At 46.0% G+C, this 15,649-nt stretch carries 12 protein-coding genes and 1 tRNA gene; 6 read left to right on the forward strand and 7 right to left on the reverse strand.

Annotated features, from left to right (window positions below):
- Nucleotides 1–237: 237 nt before the first annotated feature.
- The gene (locus tag AT705_RS24975) at nt 238–2,646 is read left to right on the forward strand and encodes a PAS domain-containing hybrid sensor histidine kinase/response regulator (protein ID WP_082669010.1); all 2,409 of its coding nucleotides are present in this window, start codon (nt 238–240) and stop codon (nt 2,644–2,646) included.
- Nucleotides 2,647–2,759: 113 nt separating this feature from the next.
- Here the strand turns inward: AT705_RS24975 and AT705_RS15250 are convergent, their stop codons facing one another.
- The 3 genes from AT705_RS15250 to pepA all read right to left on the reverse strand — a co-directional run bounded on the left by AT705_RS15250 (nt 2,760) and on the right by pepA (nt 7,735).
- The gene (locus AT705_RS15250; RefSeq protein WP_058797227.1) at nt 2,760–5,606 is read right to left on the reverse strand and encodes a valine--tRNA ligase; all 2,847 of its coding nucleotides are present in this window, start codon (nt 5,604–5,606) and stop codon (nt 2,760–2,762) included.
- A 23-nt stretch (nt 5,607–5,629) separates the two neighbouring features.
- On the reverse strand, nt 5,630–6,076 hold the full coding sequence (locus AT705_RS15255) for a DNA polymerase III subunit chi (protein ID WP_046004999.1): 447 nt from the start codon (nt 6,074–6,076) through the stop codon (nt 5,630–5,632).
- A gap of 147 nt (nt 6,077–6,223) precedes the next feature.
- On the reverse strand, nt 6,224–7,735 hold the full coding sequence (gene pepA / locus AT705_RS15260) for a leucyl aminopeptidase (RefSeq protein WP_058797228.1): 1,512 nt from the start codon (nt 7,733–7,735) through the stop codon (nt 6,224–6,226).
- 231 nt (nt 7,736–7,966) lie between these two features.
- Between pepA and lptF the strand changes: the two genes are divergently transcribed.
- Both lptF and lptG read left to right on the forward strand, forming a co-directional pair.
- Complete coding sequence (gene lptF / locus AT705_RS15265) at nt 7,967–9,079, forward strand: LPS export ABC transporter permease LptF (protein ID WP_040645066.1); 1,113 nt, start codon at nt 7,967–7,969, stop codon at nt 9,077–9,079.
- Complete coding sequence (gene lptG, locus AT705_RS15270) at nt 9,076–10,146, forward strand: LPS export ABC transporter permease LptG (protein WP_058797229.1); 1,071 nt, start codon at nt 9,076–9,078, stop codon at nt 10,144–10,146. The genes lptF and lptG overlap by 4 nt, the downstream gene beginning before the upstream one ends.
- 65 nt (nt 10,147–10,211) lie before the next feature.
- Here lptG and AT705_RS15275 read toward each other — a convergent pair whose 3' ends face one another.
- Nucleotides 10,212–10,709 carry an RDD family protein gene (locus AT705_RS15275; RefSeq protein WP_058797230.1) on the reverse strand — a complete coding sequence of 166 codons (498 nt, stop codon included), beginning with the start codon at nt 10,707–10,709 and terminating at the stop codon, nt 10,212–10,214.
- A 250-nt stretch (nt 10,710–10,959) separates the two neighbouring features.
- Here AT705_RS15275 and AT705_RS15280 point away from each other — a divergent pair.
- A tRNA-Leu gene (locus AT705_RS15280) sits at nt 10,960–11,044 on the forward strand.
- A gap of 1,808 nt (nt 11,045–12,852) precedes the next feature.
- Here AT705_RS15280 and AT705_RS25495 read toward each other — a convergent pair.
- Genes AT705_RS25495 through AT705_RS15295 form a run of 3 tightly spaced genes read right to left on the reverse strand, consistent with a single transcriptional unit; the run spans nt 12,853 to nt 13,903 of the window.
- A complete protein-coding gene (locus tag AT705_RS25495; protein WP_058797231.1) occupies nt 12,853–13,452 on the reverse strand; it encodes a hypothetical protein in 600 nt (199 codons plus the stop codon).
- Entirely contained in the window at nt 13,452–13,676 is a 225-nt protein-coding gene (locus tag AT705_RS15290) for a hypothetical protein (protein ID WP_058797232.1), read from the reverse strand. The genes AT705_RS25495 and AT705_RS15290 overlap by 1 nt, the downstream gene beginning before the upstream one ends.
- Nucleotides 13,673–13,903: a helix-turn-helix domain-containing protein gene (locus tag AT705_RS15295; protein ID WP_335339072.1), complete on the reverse strand. Its 231-nt coding sequence runs from the start codon at nt 13,901–13,903 to the stop codon at nt 13,673–13,675. The genes AT705_RS15290 and AT705_RS15295 overlap by 4 nt, the downstream gene beginning before the upstream one ends.
- A 577-nt stretch (nt 13,904–14,480) precedes the next feature.
- On the opposite strand from AT705_RS15295, the gene AT705_RS15300 reads away from it, so the two are divergent.
- Both AT705_RS15300 and AT705_RS15305 read left to right on the forward strand, forming a co-directional pair.
- Complete coding sequence (locus AT705_RS15300; RefSeq protein ID WP_058797234.1) at nt 14,481–14,798, forward strand: hypothetical protein; 318 nt, start codon at nt 14,481–14,483, stop codon at nt 14,796–14,798.
- Between the two features lie 340 nt (nt 14,799–15,138).
- A complete protein-coding gene (locus tag AT705_RS15305; protein WP_049863596.1) occupies nt 15,139–15,540 on the forward strand; it encodes a DUF6746 family protein in 402 nt (133 codons plus the stop codon).
- Nucleotides 15,541–15,649: the final 109 nt, after the last annotated feature.

Below are 15,649 nucleotides of genomic sequence, written 5' to 3' on the forward strand. Positions count from 1 at the left end.
TTTCATGTACCCTATATTGTCACATTTGAAAACGCAAGGTTGCACTTTGTTTTCTGTTGGGGTTTTTTATTTGTTTTTTTTGTTACTTTTAACTAAATGGTGTGGCTTTTTACTGCAATCGTAAATGAGCCTGCTGGAACTGCACCAGGTTGATCTAGCCAATGCAAAAGCACCCAGGCTTTATCATCCGTTTTTTTTCGCCTACATTTTTAGCATGAGCACTTCTTTGATTTCAGTATGGCTAAATTACCGGATGTAAATATTTTGGACGGAACACCACAATTAGATGGTGAACCCGCGCAGTTTCCGCCCAGTATGAGTGAAACTGAGTTGCTTCAATTTCTGAAGTTGTCAATGGAGTATGCGACCGATGAAATCTTATGGATCAGCTCTGACTCTGAAATCCTGTATCTCAACAATGCTGCAAGTAAAAAACTGGGTTATGCAAAAGGTGAACTGATTGGATCGCACATTTGGGCGTGTATCCCCAGTTTCACGCCAAAAAGCTGGGCTGAGTTTTGGTTGAGGGTCCAGAGTAACAAGCACATCGATTTCGAAACTCAACATCAGCATAAAACAGGCGCGCGTTTTCCTGTCAGGGTCCGTGGACATTTGGCTGAACACGGCGCGAAGCAGTCTTTGCTGGCATTTGTCTCTGTTCTTGAAGACCGTATACATACATTGGGCGGGGCCAGTATGCAGATTGAAACTTTGCTCGAACAAGAAAGGCAGAAGTTTGCAGAGTTTGTGGATCTTGCACCGATTGGTATCGCAATTAATTATCTGGAAGATGGTCGATTCGATTATATCAACGCAGAATTTAGTCGTTTTACGGGGTACAGTGTTGATGAACTAAATCAGATGGATTACTGGCAACTTACGCCAAAAAAATATGCTGTTCAAGAAGCTAAGCAACTTGCTGACATGGCAGAAACAGGGCGTTATGGGCCATATCAGAAAGAGTATATTCATAAGCTAGGGCACACCTACCCTGTATTGTTATCAGGCATTCTGATAACCGATGTCACTGGACAGGATTTTATCTGGTCCGTCGTTCAGGACATTTCAAAACAAAAAGAAGTCGAAGAACAAATCCGTGCAGCTAAGGAAAAGGCAGATGTCAGTGCATTTAGAATGCAATTAGCGAATGATTCTGCCGGGATAGGTGTATGGGAATGGGATTTGCTGACCAATGCTCTGGTATGGGATGACTGGATGTACAAGTTGTATGGTATCTCGGAAGAGACATTCTCAGGCGCTTATGAAGCCTGGGAGAGCAGTGTACATCCTGACGATATTACCTCAGCTAAAACATTGCTTGAATCGGCAATCGCAGAAACAGGTTACTACGATACTGAGTTTAGAGTGGTCCACCCCGATGGGCGGATAAGAACCATGAAAGCGACAGCTGAGGTGATCCGAAATGAGCAAAATCAGGCTGTTAAAGTCATTGGTGTTAACTATGATATCACTGAAAAAGTAACTGCCATGAAAACCATGATTAAGGCTAAGCAAGAGGCGGAAAACGCAGCCAAAGCTAAAAGTGATTTTCTTGCCAATATGAGTCATGAGATCCGGACGCCGATGAACGCCATATTGGGTGGGCTGCAATTGCTTCATCAAGCCAGGTTGGAACCTGATTTAAAAGTTATTTTGGATAATGCGGCCTTTTCGGCTCAAAGCTTGCTGACTATTATCAATGATATTCTGGATTATTCTAAAATTGAGTCTAATCAGTTAACGCTGGAGCAGGTGCCCTTTTCGCTGATTGATGTGTTGGATTCAGTGAAGTATGACCTGGATAGTATAGTAAGTAAAAAAGGCATTGAATTGATTGTGACCATTGAGCCGTCATTTACAGACGGCTGGCTGGGCGATCTCGTCAGAGTCAAACAGATATTGCTCAACCTTATCTCTAATGCGGTGAAATTTACGGATCAGGGTTGTGTTAAAGTGGTTGTGAGCTGCACAGAGCAGAATAACCAACAGGCGCTATGTATTGATGTGATTGATTCGGGCATAGGGATGAGCTTAGAAGCTCAGCAGCGGATTTTTGAGCGTTTCTCTCAGGCGGATAGTTCAACTACACGAAAATATGGTGGAACAGGTTTAGGGATGTCTATTACGCTAAGCCTTGTTAAGTTAATGAATGGCTCGTTGGATTTAATCAGCAAAGTGGGAGAGGGCACCCAAATTAAGGTTGTATTACCACTGACGAAAACAGCGCTTAAATCGAGTGACCAAAAAAGTGAATCGCTATCGCCACCAGATTTAATGGGGAAACACATTTTAGTTGCCGAGGACAATAAGATTAACCAAATGTTGATTAAGGCAATTTTAAAAAGTACACAGGCAACACTGACAATTGTCGAAAACGGCACTCAGGCTGTTGACGCGGTACTGCATACTCGCTTTGACTTAATACTGATGGATATTCACATGCCAGAAATGGATGGCAACGAAGCGCAGCGTCAAATTAGCAAGAGTCATGCGGACATTCCTGTTATTGCACTGACTGCGAATGTGATGACAGAAGATGTGAAAGGGTATTTGGCACAGGGATTTGTGGCGCATGTTGGCAAGCCGATAGATATCAATAATCTATATCAGGTATTAGCGCGTTTTTCGACCTCTTCAGAGCCGTGAGCCGATATGATTACGTAAGTAGCACTCACTATGGATTGTAAAAAAAGAAGCCGCTAAGCGGCTTCTTTTTTTATACTTAACTCTGAGCCAGATAACTGACTCTGGCTAAAAGCTTACAGGCTTTCGATTTTGGCTTTTTGCTCAAGTAGCTTCGCTTTGGCGTCGCTGTACTCGGCCAGTTTGGCCTTTTCTTTATCGAGTACCGCAGCAGGGGCGTTGTTGACGAACTTCTCGTTTGCCAGCTTTTTCTCAACTTGTGCCAGGCCTTTTTCCGCTTTTTCCAGCTGTTTGGCGATACGGGCCATTTCGGCTTCGACATCAATCAGACCCGCCATAGGGATCATGATCTCAAGGTCGCCAATAAAGGCGGTAGCGGATGCCGGGGCATCGTCTTTGCTTGCCAGTACCTTGATGTCTTCCAGTTTAGCCAGTGAGCTCAGGAACGCCTGGTTGTCGTCAAGACGGCGTTGATCCTGTTCAGACACATTGGCCAACAAAACGCTAAGTGGTTTGCTTGGACTGATGTCCATCTCACCGCGAATGTTACGGATAGCCAGAATGAACTGTTTAACCCACTCTAGATCTTCCATTGCTTGTGTATCTACTTGCTCGGCATCAAACTGCGGGAAGCGCTGCAGCATGATGGTATTTGCTTCGATACCGGCCAGTGGTGCAACACGCTGCCAGATGGTTTCCGTGATGTAAGGCATCAGCGGGTGCATCAGACGCAGCAGGCCTTCCAGAACTGTGATCAGGGTGTGACGTGTGCCACGTTGCTGGGTTTCGTTGCCCTTGAACAGAATTGGCTTAGTCAACTCCAGGTACCAGTCACAGAACTGGTTCCAGGTGAACTCGTAAATGGTGTTCGCGGCCAGGTCAAAGCGGTAGTTGTCCAGGTGCTCAGTGAAGGTTTTCACTGTGTTCTGAAACTGACCCAAAATCCAGCGATCTGCCAGAGAAACCTGCATCTCGCCACCGTTGAAACCACAATCCTGCTCTTCGGTGTTCATCAGTACGTAACGGCTGGCGTTCCACAACTTGTTGCAGAAGTTACGATACCCTTCCAGGCGGTTCATATCCCAGTTGATATCACGACCGGTTGAGGCCATCGCAGCCAGGGTAAAACGCAGCGCATCGGTGCCGTGTGCTTCAATACCATCAGCAAAAGTCTTACGGGTATTCTTCTCAATCTTTGCGGCCAGCTGTGGCTGCATCATGTTGCCGGTACGTTTCTGAACCAGGCTTTCCAGATCGATACCATCGATCATGTCCAGCGGATCCAGTACATTACCTTTTGACTTAGACATCTTGTCGCCATTTTCGTCACGGATCAGACCGGTCACGTAAACGGTTTTAAATGGCACCTGAGGTTTGCCTTGATCGTCTTTCACAAAGTGCAGTGTCATCATGATCATACGGGCAACCCAGAAGAAAATGATGTCGAAACCTGTCACCAGCGTGTCTGACGGGTGGAACATCTTCAGATCGTCAGTATTTTCTGGCCAGCCTTGGGTTGAGAAGGTCCACAGTGCAGAAGAGAACCAGGTATCCAGTACATCATCGTCCTGGCTCAGAACGACGTCGTCTGCGAGGTTGTTGTCGCGGCGTACTTCGGCTTCATCGCGACCAACGTATACGTTGCCTTCGTTGTCGTACCAGGCCGGGATGCGGTGTCCCCACCATAGCTGACGAGAAATACACCAGTCCTGAATATCGCGCATCCAGGAGAAGTACATGTTTTCGTACTGTTTAGGCACGAACTGGATATCACCATCTTCTACGGCTTTGATTGCCGGCTCAGCCAGTGGTGCAACGCGTACATACCATTGGTCAGTCAAAAGTGGCTCGATGACTACACCAGAGCGGTCACCGTAAGGGACAGTCAGGCTGTGGTCGTCGATTTTTTCCAGCAGGCCAGCTTGTTCAAACTCATCAACAATCAGTTTGCGGGCATCGAAACGGTCAAGACCATGAAAGCGCTCAGGCAATGGTGCATCCAGCTCCAGTGGCTTGCCATCAAAGGTGAAGGTTTCGCCTTCACTTAAAATCGCTGCATCTTTGTTGAAGACGTTGATCATGGGCAGCTTATGGCGCTTACCGACTTCGTTATCGTTGAAGTCGTGCGCAGGTGTGATCTTCACACAGCCAGTGCCTTTTTCCATGTCCGCGTGTTCATCGGCAACGATTGGGATACGACGGTTGACGATTGGCAATAAGATCTCTTTGCCGATCAGGTCCTGATAACGCTCATCATCCGGGTTGACTGCTACACCTGTGTCGCCCAGCATGGTTTCGGGACGTGTTGTTGCTACTACAATGTAGTCTTTGCCGTCTTTGGTTTTAACACCATCAGCTAGCGGATAACGCAGGTTCCACATGTGGCCCTGCTTGTCTTTGTTTTCTACTTCCAGATCAGAAATTGCGGTGTGTAGTTTCGGATCCCAGTTAACCAGGCGCTTACCGCGGTAGATCAGGTCATCTTTATATAAACGAACAAAGACTTCTTTCACCGCTTCAGACAGGCCGTCGTCCATAGTAAAGCGCTCACGATCCCAGTCTACCGATGCCCCCAGGCGACGAAGCTGCTTGGTGATGGTGCCACCTGACTCGTTTTTCCACTGCCAGATACGGTTGATAAACTCTTCGCGGCCCAGGTCGTGACGGGTTTTGCTTTCTTCAGCGGCCAGCTTACGCTCAACAACCATTTGGGTTGCGATACCTGCGTGGTCTGTTCCCACCTGCCATAAAGTATTTTTGCCCTGCATACGCTGGTAGCGGATCAGGGTGTCCATGATGGTGTCCTGGAAGGCGTGGCCCATGTGTAGGCTACCCGTGACATTCGGTGGTGGGATCATGATCGAATAGGCATCGCCCTGACCTGATGGCTTAAAGTAGCCATTCTCTTCCCAGCCTTGGTACAAAGACTGTTCGATATCTTGCGGATTATAGGTTTTATCCATTACACAGAACCTTAAAAAATACTTTAGTTGTCAATTTCTTTGGTTGAAATTTCAGCGCCGAGCTGACGCAGTTGCATGAACCGCTGGCGTGCCGCGTGTTTGGCATTGCTTTCAACCGGCACAAAATCGTAGATCTTGTCGAATCGGCGCACAAAATCCGGCAGCTGTTGTGCCAGATTAATCAAAATGGTGCGTCTGCCAACAGGTGGCATCTGGCCGATCTCGACCGGTGCGCCCCCTTTGGGGCCTTCGCCTTGCAGGTTGTGAGGCACAAAGCTGTCGGCCTCAAAACACCACAAGTGCTCGTCAACCGCATGGGCATCTTCAACGCTGTCTACGTAAATAAAGACACGTTGTCCGGCGCGGTACAGCTTTGCGGCGCTGCGTGCGGCGAGATCAAAATGAGCCGGCACTGGTTTGCCCGGCTCATTGTCCTGCTTTAATACAAAAAAGCGTGCGTTGATGGTCATGACATGTGGTTTTCTAGCTAGCGAAACGCCTTGCCATAAAGGGAAAGCCTTTAAATGGCACAGCGTTCAAAATAAAGCCGCATTCTGACACAGAATACGGCTATCATCAATCAACGTGGTACGTGACATCGGCTGTCACAGCATGAATTAGTCCTGAGGTTGCTCAGTCACGTCTACGCGGTTAAGCAGGTATTGCATTAACATAGGGACCGGACGACCAGTTGCACCTTTGTTGGCACCACTGCGCCAAGCTGTCCCTGCGATGTCCAGGTGTGCCCAGTTGTACTTCTTGGTGAATTTAGACAAGAAGCAGGCGGCGGTAATCGTCCCGGCAGGGCGGCCACCCAGGTTGGTGAAGTCGGCAAACGGGCTCTTCAGTTGTTCCTGATAGTCATCCCACAAAGGGAGTTGCCATGCGCGGTCACCACTTTGCTCAGACGCTTTAAGTAAGTCATGCGCCAGAGGGTTGTGGTTCGACAACAAACCGGTTGCATGATGGCCCAGGGCGATAATACACGCACCCGTCAGGGTTGCCACGTCGACGACTACTTCTGGCTCAAACGCTTCAACATAGGTTAATGCATCACACAGGACCAGTCTGCCTTCTGCGTCGGTATTGAGTACTTCAACCGTCTGACCAGACATAGTGGTCAGGATGTCACCCGGGCGATAAGCATTGCTACTTGGCATGTTTTCACAGCCAGCCAGCACGCCGATGACGTTCAGCGGCAGCTGCATTTGCACGACGGCGCGCATCAGGCCCAGTACGCCGGCGGCGCCACCCATGTCGTATTTCATCTCGTCCATGCCTTCGCCTGGCTTGATAGAAATACCGCCCGAATCAAATGTCAGACCTTTACCGACGAACACGGTAGGCGCTTGCTTTTGCGGGGCACCGTTATAGTGGATCACCGACATCACGGATTCATTGTCACTACCGCGACCAACTGCCAGATATGAGTGCATACCCAGCTCTTCCATTTCTTTCTCGCCAACCAGGTTAACCGTGACGTTGTCGAATTCATCGGCTAATGCCTGAGCCTGCTCACCTAAGTAGCGTGGATTGCAGATATTTGGTGGCATGTTTGCCACGTCTTTACACAAAGTAGCACCGGCTGCGATGGCCAGTCCATGTTCGATGGCGCTCTCGCCAATCGGCAATTCACGGCGTGTTGGTACGTTGAAAACAATTTTACGTAGTGGACGACGAGCTTCGCTCTTTTTGCTTTTCAGTTGGTTAAAGGTGTATAGGCTGTCCTGAGTGGTTTCTACTGCCTGGCGAACTTTCCAGTAAGTATCGCGTCCTTTAACGTGTTGCTCAGTCAGGAAGCAAACGGCTTCCATTGAACCTGTGTCATTTAAGGTGCTGATGGTTTTGGCGATGATCTGTTTGTATTGTTTGTCGTCTAGCTCACGCTCTTTACCACAGCCCACAAGTAGCACACGTTCACTCAATACGTTTGGTACATGGTGAAGTAAAAGCACCTGGCCTGGTTTACCTTCTAGGTCTCCGCGGCGCAGCAGGTTAGAAATATACCCTTCGCTGATTTTATCCAGCTGCTCCCCGACGGGTGAAAGGCGGCGTGGTTCGTATACGCCGACAACAATACACGCACTGCGTTGTTTTTCTGGGCTACCACTTTTTACGCTGAATTCCATTGCGACTCCTGAGTCAATGTGCTGTCTTTTTTGAACTTTTTATGCCTCAGCCACTCCATTTCTAGGTGCTGAACTAAAAAACGGCTAATTGACGCGTGCATTTGGCGCTTTAGCCTGTTGCTTTAGTAGGATATTTGGATCCGATGGCATATAATAAAGTGATTAAAATAACCAGTTTACTCAAAATTTCCTACTATTCCAGTGAAATGAGACGTTTTATAGGGGCGGACATTGCTTATTTTTCGATATCTGACTGCTGAGATATTAAAATCTCAGGTCGCCGTTTTTATGACCCTTATGACCATCTTCATCTCGCAGAAGTTTGTCCGGATCCTGGCTGAGGCCTCAGGTGGCAGCATTCCGGGAAAACTTGTTATGTCTTTTCTGGCCCTAAACTTACCTAAACTGGCGGTGTATATCCTGCCATTAAGCTTATTTTTGGGCATTATCCTCGCTTATAGTCGGGTCTATGCTGACAGTGAAATGACGGTACTGAAGGCGTGCGGCGTTAGTGAGTGGTATGTCGTGCGCGTGACTTTGGTCTCCAGTTTTGTGATTGCTTTGATGGCCGCGGTGCTGAGCTTATATCTGGCGCCCTGGGCAGGTGAAAAAGAAAATCAGCTTCGCGAACAAGCTAATGCAGAATCCGGGCTCAGCCAGATCCGGGCCGGGCGGTTCCAGCAAACGGGCAATGAAAAGGCGGTGGTGTTTGTCCACAACACCAGTGATCAGGGCAAAGAGCTAAATCGTGTGTTTGTTGCTCAGTTACCCGATCGCGATTCAAATCAGGCTGCACGTATCGTGTTTGCTCAGAATGGTCGGGTCGTTGAAGAAGGAACCGGTGAGCAACAGCTGGTGCTCAGTGAGGGGAAACGATTCGAAACTGACGGTTTCAGTCAGGCGCTGAACAAAACTGAGTTTAGCAGCTATCAGGTGCAGATCCGTGAGCAGGAAATTGAACAGCGACGTCGTAAGCTTGAAGACTTGCCTTCGTCCAGCCTGCTGCAAATGGGCACACCTGAAGCCATTGCCCAGTTCCAGCTACGTTTATCTGTGCCAATTTCTATTATTTTGCTGACCTTACTGGCAGTTCCACTGAGTGTCGTGAATCCCAGACAGGGTAAGTTTGCCAAACTGGTTCCGGCGATTTGTATCTATCTGGGTTACTTTATCATGCTCAATGCGGGTAAATATCTGGTTGCCGAAGGTAAGGTACCGACCTCGGTTGGCTTATGGTGGATCCACTTGTGTGTGTTATTTATTGGTGCTTACCTGATAGCCAAAGGCCGGCCTTTTGGTGTCTGGGTGCGCGCTATGTTGTTAAAACGGGAGCCACAGCAATGATGAAAACCCTGGATTGGTATCTCGGGCGCAGCATTTTACAAACCACGGGCTTTGCCTTATTGGTGTTTGTGGGCATCAATACCTTAATCAAATTTATTGAGCAGTTACGCTCTGTGGGTCGTGGTACCTATGACGTTATGGATGCGTTGTTGTTCACGCTGTACAGCATGCCCAGTGATATTGTGGTGTTCTTTCCAATGGCGGCGCTGATTGGTGGCCTGACCGGGCTCGGGGCTTTGGCTTCGAGCAGTGAACTGGTGGTGATGCAGGCTGCGGGGATGTCTCGATTACAGATCATCGGGTCGGTGATGAAATCGGCAATTGTATTGGCGCTATGCATGATGGCATTGGGCGAGTGGGGCGCGCCACAGGCAGAACAAACGGCCAAACAACTGCGTAATCAGGCAATTAATGGTGGTGAGGTGTTTGAGGCGCAGCAGGGCGTGTGGGCCAAAGATGGCAGTAATTTCATTAATATTGCCAACATCGAAAAGTCCGGCAATCTGCAAAATATCAATATTTATCACTTCGATGATGATCTCAATTTGCTGAAAATCACCCGTGCTAAGTCTGGTACTGCGACTGATGACGGTTGGCAGCTTAAAGCCATCGAGGAAGTGATCATTGAAGAGCAACAGATCAGTACGCAATACGCTCAGACACTCAATTATGCATCACAGCTGACGCTGGACCGACTGGACGTGGCTTCGGTAGAACCAGACGCATTGTCTTTCTCTGGCTTGTGGTCGTATTTACAGTATCTGAAGCAAAATGAGCAGGACACCAGTAACTATGAACTGGCGCTGTGGCGTAAAGTGATGCAACCGGTGACGATTGCGGTGATGTTGCTGGTAGCCTTGTCTTTTATCTTTGGGCCACTGCGTTCAGTGAGTATGGGTGCGCGTATAATTATGGGGGTGATCACCGGGCTTATCTTCCACCTGAGTAACGAGATTTTCGGTCCAATCGTTATGGTGTATCAGATCCCGCCGGTCGTAGGGGCTGTGATGCCCAGCGTCTTATTTACCGCAACAGCGTTTTATCTTCTTAACCGTCAACGCGGGTAAGATAGAAGATGAAAACAAAAAAGCCTGACGGAGTCAGGCTTTTTTGTTGCAATGCAACGACCTTTTTAATCCAGGCTGTCATAAATGCGTTTGTTCTCTTCTTTGCTCAACACCACCACTTCAGTGCCACAAATCATATCTTGTAGTGCGCGTTTGTGTTTAAAGTCGATAAGTACCAGCAGATTGCCCAGCCCAAGTAACGCACATAAGGCCCGTGCACTGGCTCTTGGCCAGCTGAGCAACTTGCCATCTGGCGTTTGTACTTTTAGCCGCCAGGCGCGCATGCCGATGGTCTGACCGCTTTTAACCCAAAAGTAAGCAAAAAACAGCACTGATACGACAATTAATACAAATCCGCGGAAAAATGACAACAGGGGAGTGGCCTGGATCAGCGCTGACACGTCTTCATGGTTTCCTTGAGAGATCCAGCCCAAAGAGATAAAGCCTTCAACTATCAATAAAAAAACCACCATAGAAAGCATTGCAAATGCAATCACGACCAGACCATCATAGATCAGAGATGCAAGACGACGGGTTAAGCCCGCACGGGGAAACGAAGCCATTTAGTTCACTCATTAAAGCTGAAATATGACTTATTCTACCTGATTTTTAATCTAACACTAAAAAACCCGACTAGTTTTAAGCGACTGTTCATTTACCAAGCACTTAAACGACGTTTTGTAAAAAATGCTTGCTACCCTCCCGCCAATTTGTATAATGCTGGGCATAGAGACGAAGGCATATAAAACAAAGCCTAAGCTCAAAGTGGTTTTTCTTTATTTTCTCTTGGTTAGAAGATGAAAGAAAAATTATGCCAGTGTGATGGAATTGGTAGACATGACGGATTCAAAATCCGTTGCCTTCGGGCGTGGCGGTTCAAGTCCGCCCACTGGTACCACTTTTTATAACCCTGACCGAATAGGTCGGGGTTTTTTTATGCCTGAAATTCAAGGTAACATACGGAAGCAATGTGGTGTCGGACTTGAGCCCCACGCCGGGCGTGGCGCTGATGTAAGTTAAGAGTCCGCCCACTGGACCCACTTTTTATAACCCAGCTTTTTAGCTGGGTTTTTTTATTCCTAAATTTTAATATTTAATGGTGTGGAGTCGGACTTGAGCCCCACGCCGGGCGTGGCACTGATGCAAGGTAAGAGTCCGCCCACTGGTACCACTTTTTATAACCCTGACCGAATAGGTCGGGGTTTTTTTATGCCTGAAATTCAAGGTAACATACGGAAGCAATGTGGTGTCGGACTTGAGCCCCACGCCGGGCGTGGCGCTGATGTAAGTTAAGAGTCCGCCCACTGGACCCACTTTTTATAACCCTGACCGAATAGGTCGGGGTTTTTTTATGCCTGAAATTCAAGGTAACATACGGAAGCAATGTGGTGTCGGACTTGAGCCCCACGCCGGGCGTGGCGCTGATGTAAGTTAAGAGTCCGCCCACTGGACCCACTTTTTATAACCCTGACCGAATAGGTCGGGTTTTTTTATGCCTGAAATTCAAGGTAACATACGGAAGCAATGTGGTGTCGGACTTGAGCCCCACGCCGGGCGTGGCGCTGATGTAAGTTAAGAGTCCGCCCACTGGACCCACTTTTTATAACCCTGACCGAATAGGTCGGGGTTTTTTTATGCCTGAAATTCAAGGTAACATACGGAAGCAATGTGGTGTCGGACTTGAGCCCCACGCCGGGCGTGGCGCTGATGTAAGTTAAGAGTCCGCCCACTGGACCCACTTTTTATAACCCAGCTTTTTAGCTGGGTTTTTTTATTCCTAAATTTTAATATTTAATGGTGTGGAGTCGGACTTGAGCCCCACGCCGGGCGTGGCACTGATGCAAGGTAAGAGTCCGCCCACTGGACCCACTTTTTATAACCCAGTTTGATAACTTGGTTTTTTATGGCTATTTTCAGTAGAACATTTCATTATTAGATTGTGTGGTGTGGAACCGAGTCGCACGCATAGTTTGGTATTGATTTCAATTTTCAGTTCACCCACTGGACTCTCTTTTATTAGTTTAGATAGTGTTGATTTCTAGTTGAACAATGCTTTAGGTGGGCTTGATATTTTTTATACATTATTTTTGTTCTTTTTATTTGGGGACAGGTTGTAAGGAATCAATTATGGCAATGTGGCACAGGTTTAAACCATTACGCCTCGAAGTTGGAGGGAACAGGTTGAAATTATCAAAGACTCTGACTTGATTGCATATTACCCTAAAGGTAAGCATCTGCTTTTTAAGATCAAGTACTTTACAGGTGATAAAAAATCATTTTTTGGAATTCCTATAAAAGAGAAAATAAAATTGGAAATTACTGTGCAGTCAAACGAATATGAAGTTGATACACTGGTATAGGGAGATGAGCAAACTAAACAGGTGAAAAACCTGGGAGGTGGTGCATTGTTAGGAGCTGTAATAGCTGGGCCTGTAGGGGCGGCTGCAGGAGCTTATATTGGATCAAAACGATTCAATAATCGTGATTCCTAGTATAGACGTGAAAGTTGAAGCTCTAGCGCCTATAGGCTTTCTAAAAGAGCAAGCAAAGAGTGAATTTTTCAGTAAAGAGTAGGTAATGAGGAAGCGGGTTATATCGTTGAAATTTCATTGGCTATCGATAGAAAAAACAGGTGAGTAGAAACTGAAGGGCTCACTGAGTGACGAGTCCATCTATTTTGGTAGATGGACTTATAGGGTTGTGAATTTAGGATGTTTTAGATTCTCGAAATTGAGCGTCTTTTGTTGAGCAGATCATCATTGTGATTAGTGCACCACAACAGAGTGCCCATGAGATATAAATTAACCCTTCAAAGTTGTCATAAATAATTGTCCATGACTTCATGTTAAAGTAAGACCAGGCAACATTTTCAATTAAACCAAGTAAATAAATTATAGAAGTGTACATGTATAGCCAATGGAATAATCCATCGAAAAGAGTTAGTTCAATGTTTTTTGAGTTAGAGAGTAGTCTTGATATCTGAACTCTGAAGATTAAGACCAGAACTGTTATTATCCCAGATAATAATTGGAATCCATAAATGAGAGTTCCTTGCAACAGCTTATTGTCAGAAGGTGTTACGTAATTTATCAACCCAACTTTAAAAATGGCATAAGTAGTACCGTTTAGAATAAAAATAAACCCGGAAATATGGACCATATTAATGTCTTTTAGATAAACACCGTATAATGAACATAATAGAAGAAGTGATAAGTACAAGGGTGTTACCAGACTTTCATCCCACAACTGGATGTAGAAAAATGCCATCGAGGCAATACTGAGCAAAACCAAGTTTGAGAGTTTCATTATTTTTCCTTTTCAGCTTTAGCTCTTAAGAATGCAGTTTCCTCGGTCTCAATATTGGTACGTGCGGCTCTGGGGGGTTTAATTGCCGTTCCTCCAAATACGCACTCTAATTGGGTAGAAGATAACGATTTTATGTTAACATCAAGAGATCCTGCGCTTCGGCCATTCTGAGTGATTGGGGGTGCAGTCTTGCTTAAAAGTTTGGTTAAGAGTACCTTTTTCATTTTTCGTCATCCTGTAACTTTGACTCATTAGTGCTATTCATGTTGCTACTAATCAGTCGGATCTGATTGAGTAAAGTTCTAGTATCTATTTTACAGTGCATAAACCACAGAAAAAGTTGCTTTGACTTGATATCGCTTACACCCAGTTCATAGTTACTAATTGTTTTACGATCACACTCTAACTTCCGCGCCATTAGCTCTTGAGATATTCCTGCATTTTTCCTCATTGCTTTCAAATCATCGCCATTTATCACGTCCTTTTTTCCTTTTCAAATTGCAATGCGGAGATTTTTCCACATTTTATGAGTAAAATCTTAACAAAATTTACGCAGTATTAAAGTGGAATGTGAGCGTGCCAAGCTTACTATTGTTAGAAGGTGTCGTTATCACAGCCGTGCAGGGCAGTGATATACACGATATTTCTAAATATTTTAAAGGTCAACAGGTTGTTTACATAAAGAGGGCTATTTTATCTTAATTTTAAAAACTGGGAGTTAGTGAGCGTTATGCTAAGCTTGTCGGTCAGCTAAGTGATGGCAGTTAGGAGCTTCACGAGAGCTTTTGGGCCCAATAATCACGACATCCATCAAATATAGCTGTACATAATAAGCACTAGAGCTCGGTTCAGATCATAATTTGGTTATATAGACATGCTATATAACACGTGCAAACTGGTATGCGGGACTGTATGTTCCATGCTCTCTTTATTGGAGAGTACAGATACCCATTTTGTATGCGAGATGTGACCACTCGCGCTGAACGAACGAGAACATTCGTATTGGCAAGTTAGTAAAGGACTATTAAATGGATCATGAGCCAGGTTATACAGCTTACTCTTTAGAAGAGCTGATTGACGTTTACAATCACATTGACAGGGCGCGCTTTCCGTATCGATTTATCAAGATCTTGCGACTGCTAAAGAAAGATCTGAGAGCATACTTTACTGCGGGAGAGATAAATAAGTATGCCCCAGAGAGTTTGCTTCCTGAGCAAGCCCATGTAAGAAGAGCTGAGCATATCAGCAATTATTTTGAGTCCTTTCATGTCGAGGATTCGGGCTCTGACTCATCTGATGCCGGGAGTTCGGGCTCTGATTCATCTGATAGCGGTGCTGGTTTCTGATCGTTACACATTCGTTCAAGTTGAATTTCAGGCACACTGGACTCTTTGAACCGACCTCATCATATGGGTGTGCGCAATACAGCTAGATCCTCACTGAACATTTTTCTCAGCAAATGATAAATTTTTTCCAGTATTGAACGTCTAGTAAGATCAGAGCAAAGCGGTTTTTGGTTTGTGATGCTTTAATTATCGCAAAACGCGCTGGCTATCAGGTGCAATCCGACAACTGTTAAAGTGGCTTAGAGGTTGTTAAAATACGCCTCTGGCTGCCGGTTTTATCAGTACCCAACAATTAAAAACCGCCCTATTGACCCTTATATTTCAACAATAGAGAGATAAAATGAGAACTTTAATTGTATTACTAATGGCTGCTGTTCTTTCAACAACGGTACAAGCCAGTGATGAATCAGGCGAAAAATCTATTCAACACCTTAAAGTTGCAGACGTGACTTCCATCGAAGATGCAAGAAAGATTTTCATTGAAAAAACCTCAGAAATTAGAAGTAAACGAGATCTGGATGAGGCTGAACTACAGCAGATCCACGTGATCACGTATACGCTTGAGAAAAGCGTTGAATTTTTCACATTCAACCTCATCGGCGACAACAAAAAGCTCGCAGATGATCTTGCGGTTGTGGTTGAAAACATCCACCTTAATTCAGAAAGAAACCGTAAAGAGCAGACTAAAAAGCACCTTAATCAATATTTTGTGTTAGCAGACAGACTGATTGCGAGTTTTTAATTTAACACGCTGAGCACGCCTTTCTATACTAACGTGGCCGGGTGAACCTGGCCTCGTTGTCCTCCCAACAGCCTCCACAACGTATTTGCATCAAGCCCAGGCCTTCGGA

This window comes from Pseudoalteromonas rubra (assembly GCF_001482385.1).
In the GTDB taxonomy this organism is placed as follows: Bacteria; Pseudomonadota; Gammaproteobacteria; order Enterobacterales; family Alteromonadaceae; genus Pseudoalteromonas; species Pseudoalteromonas ardens.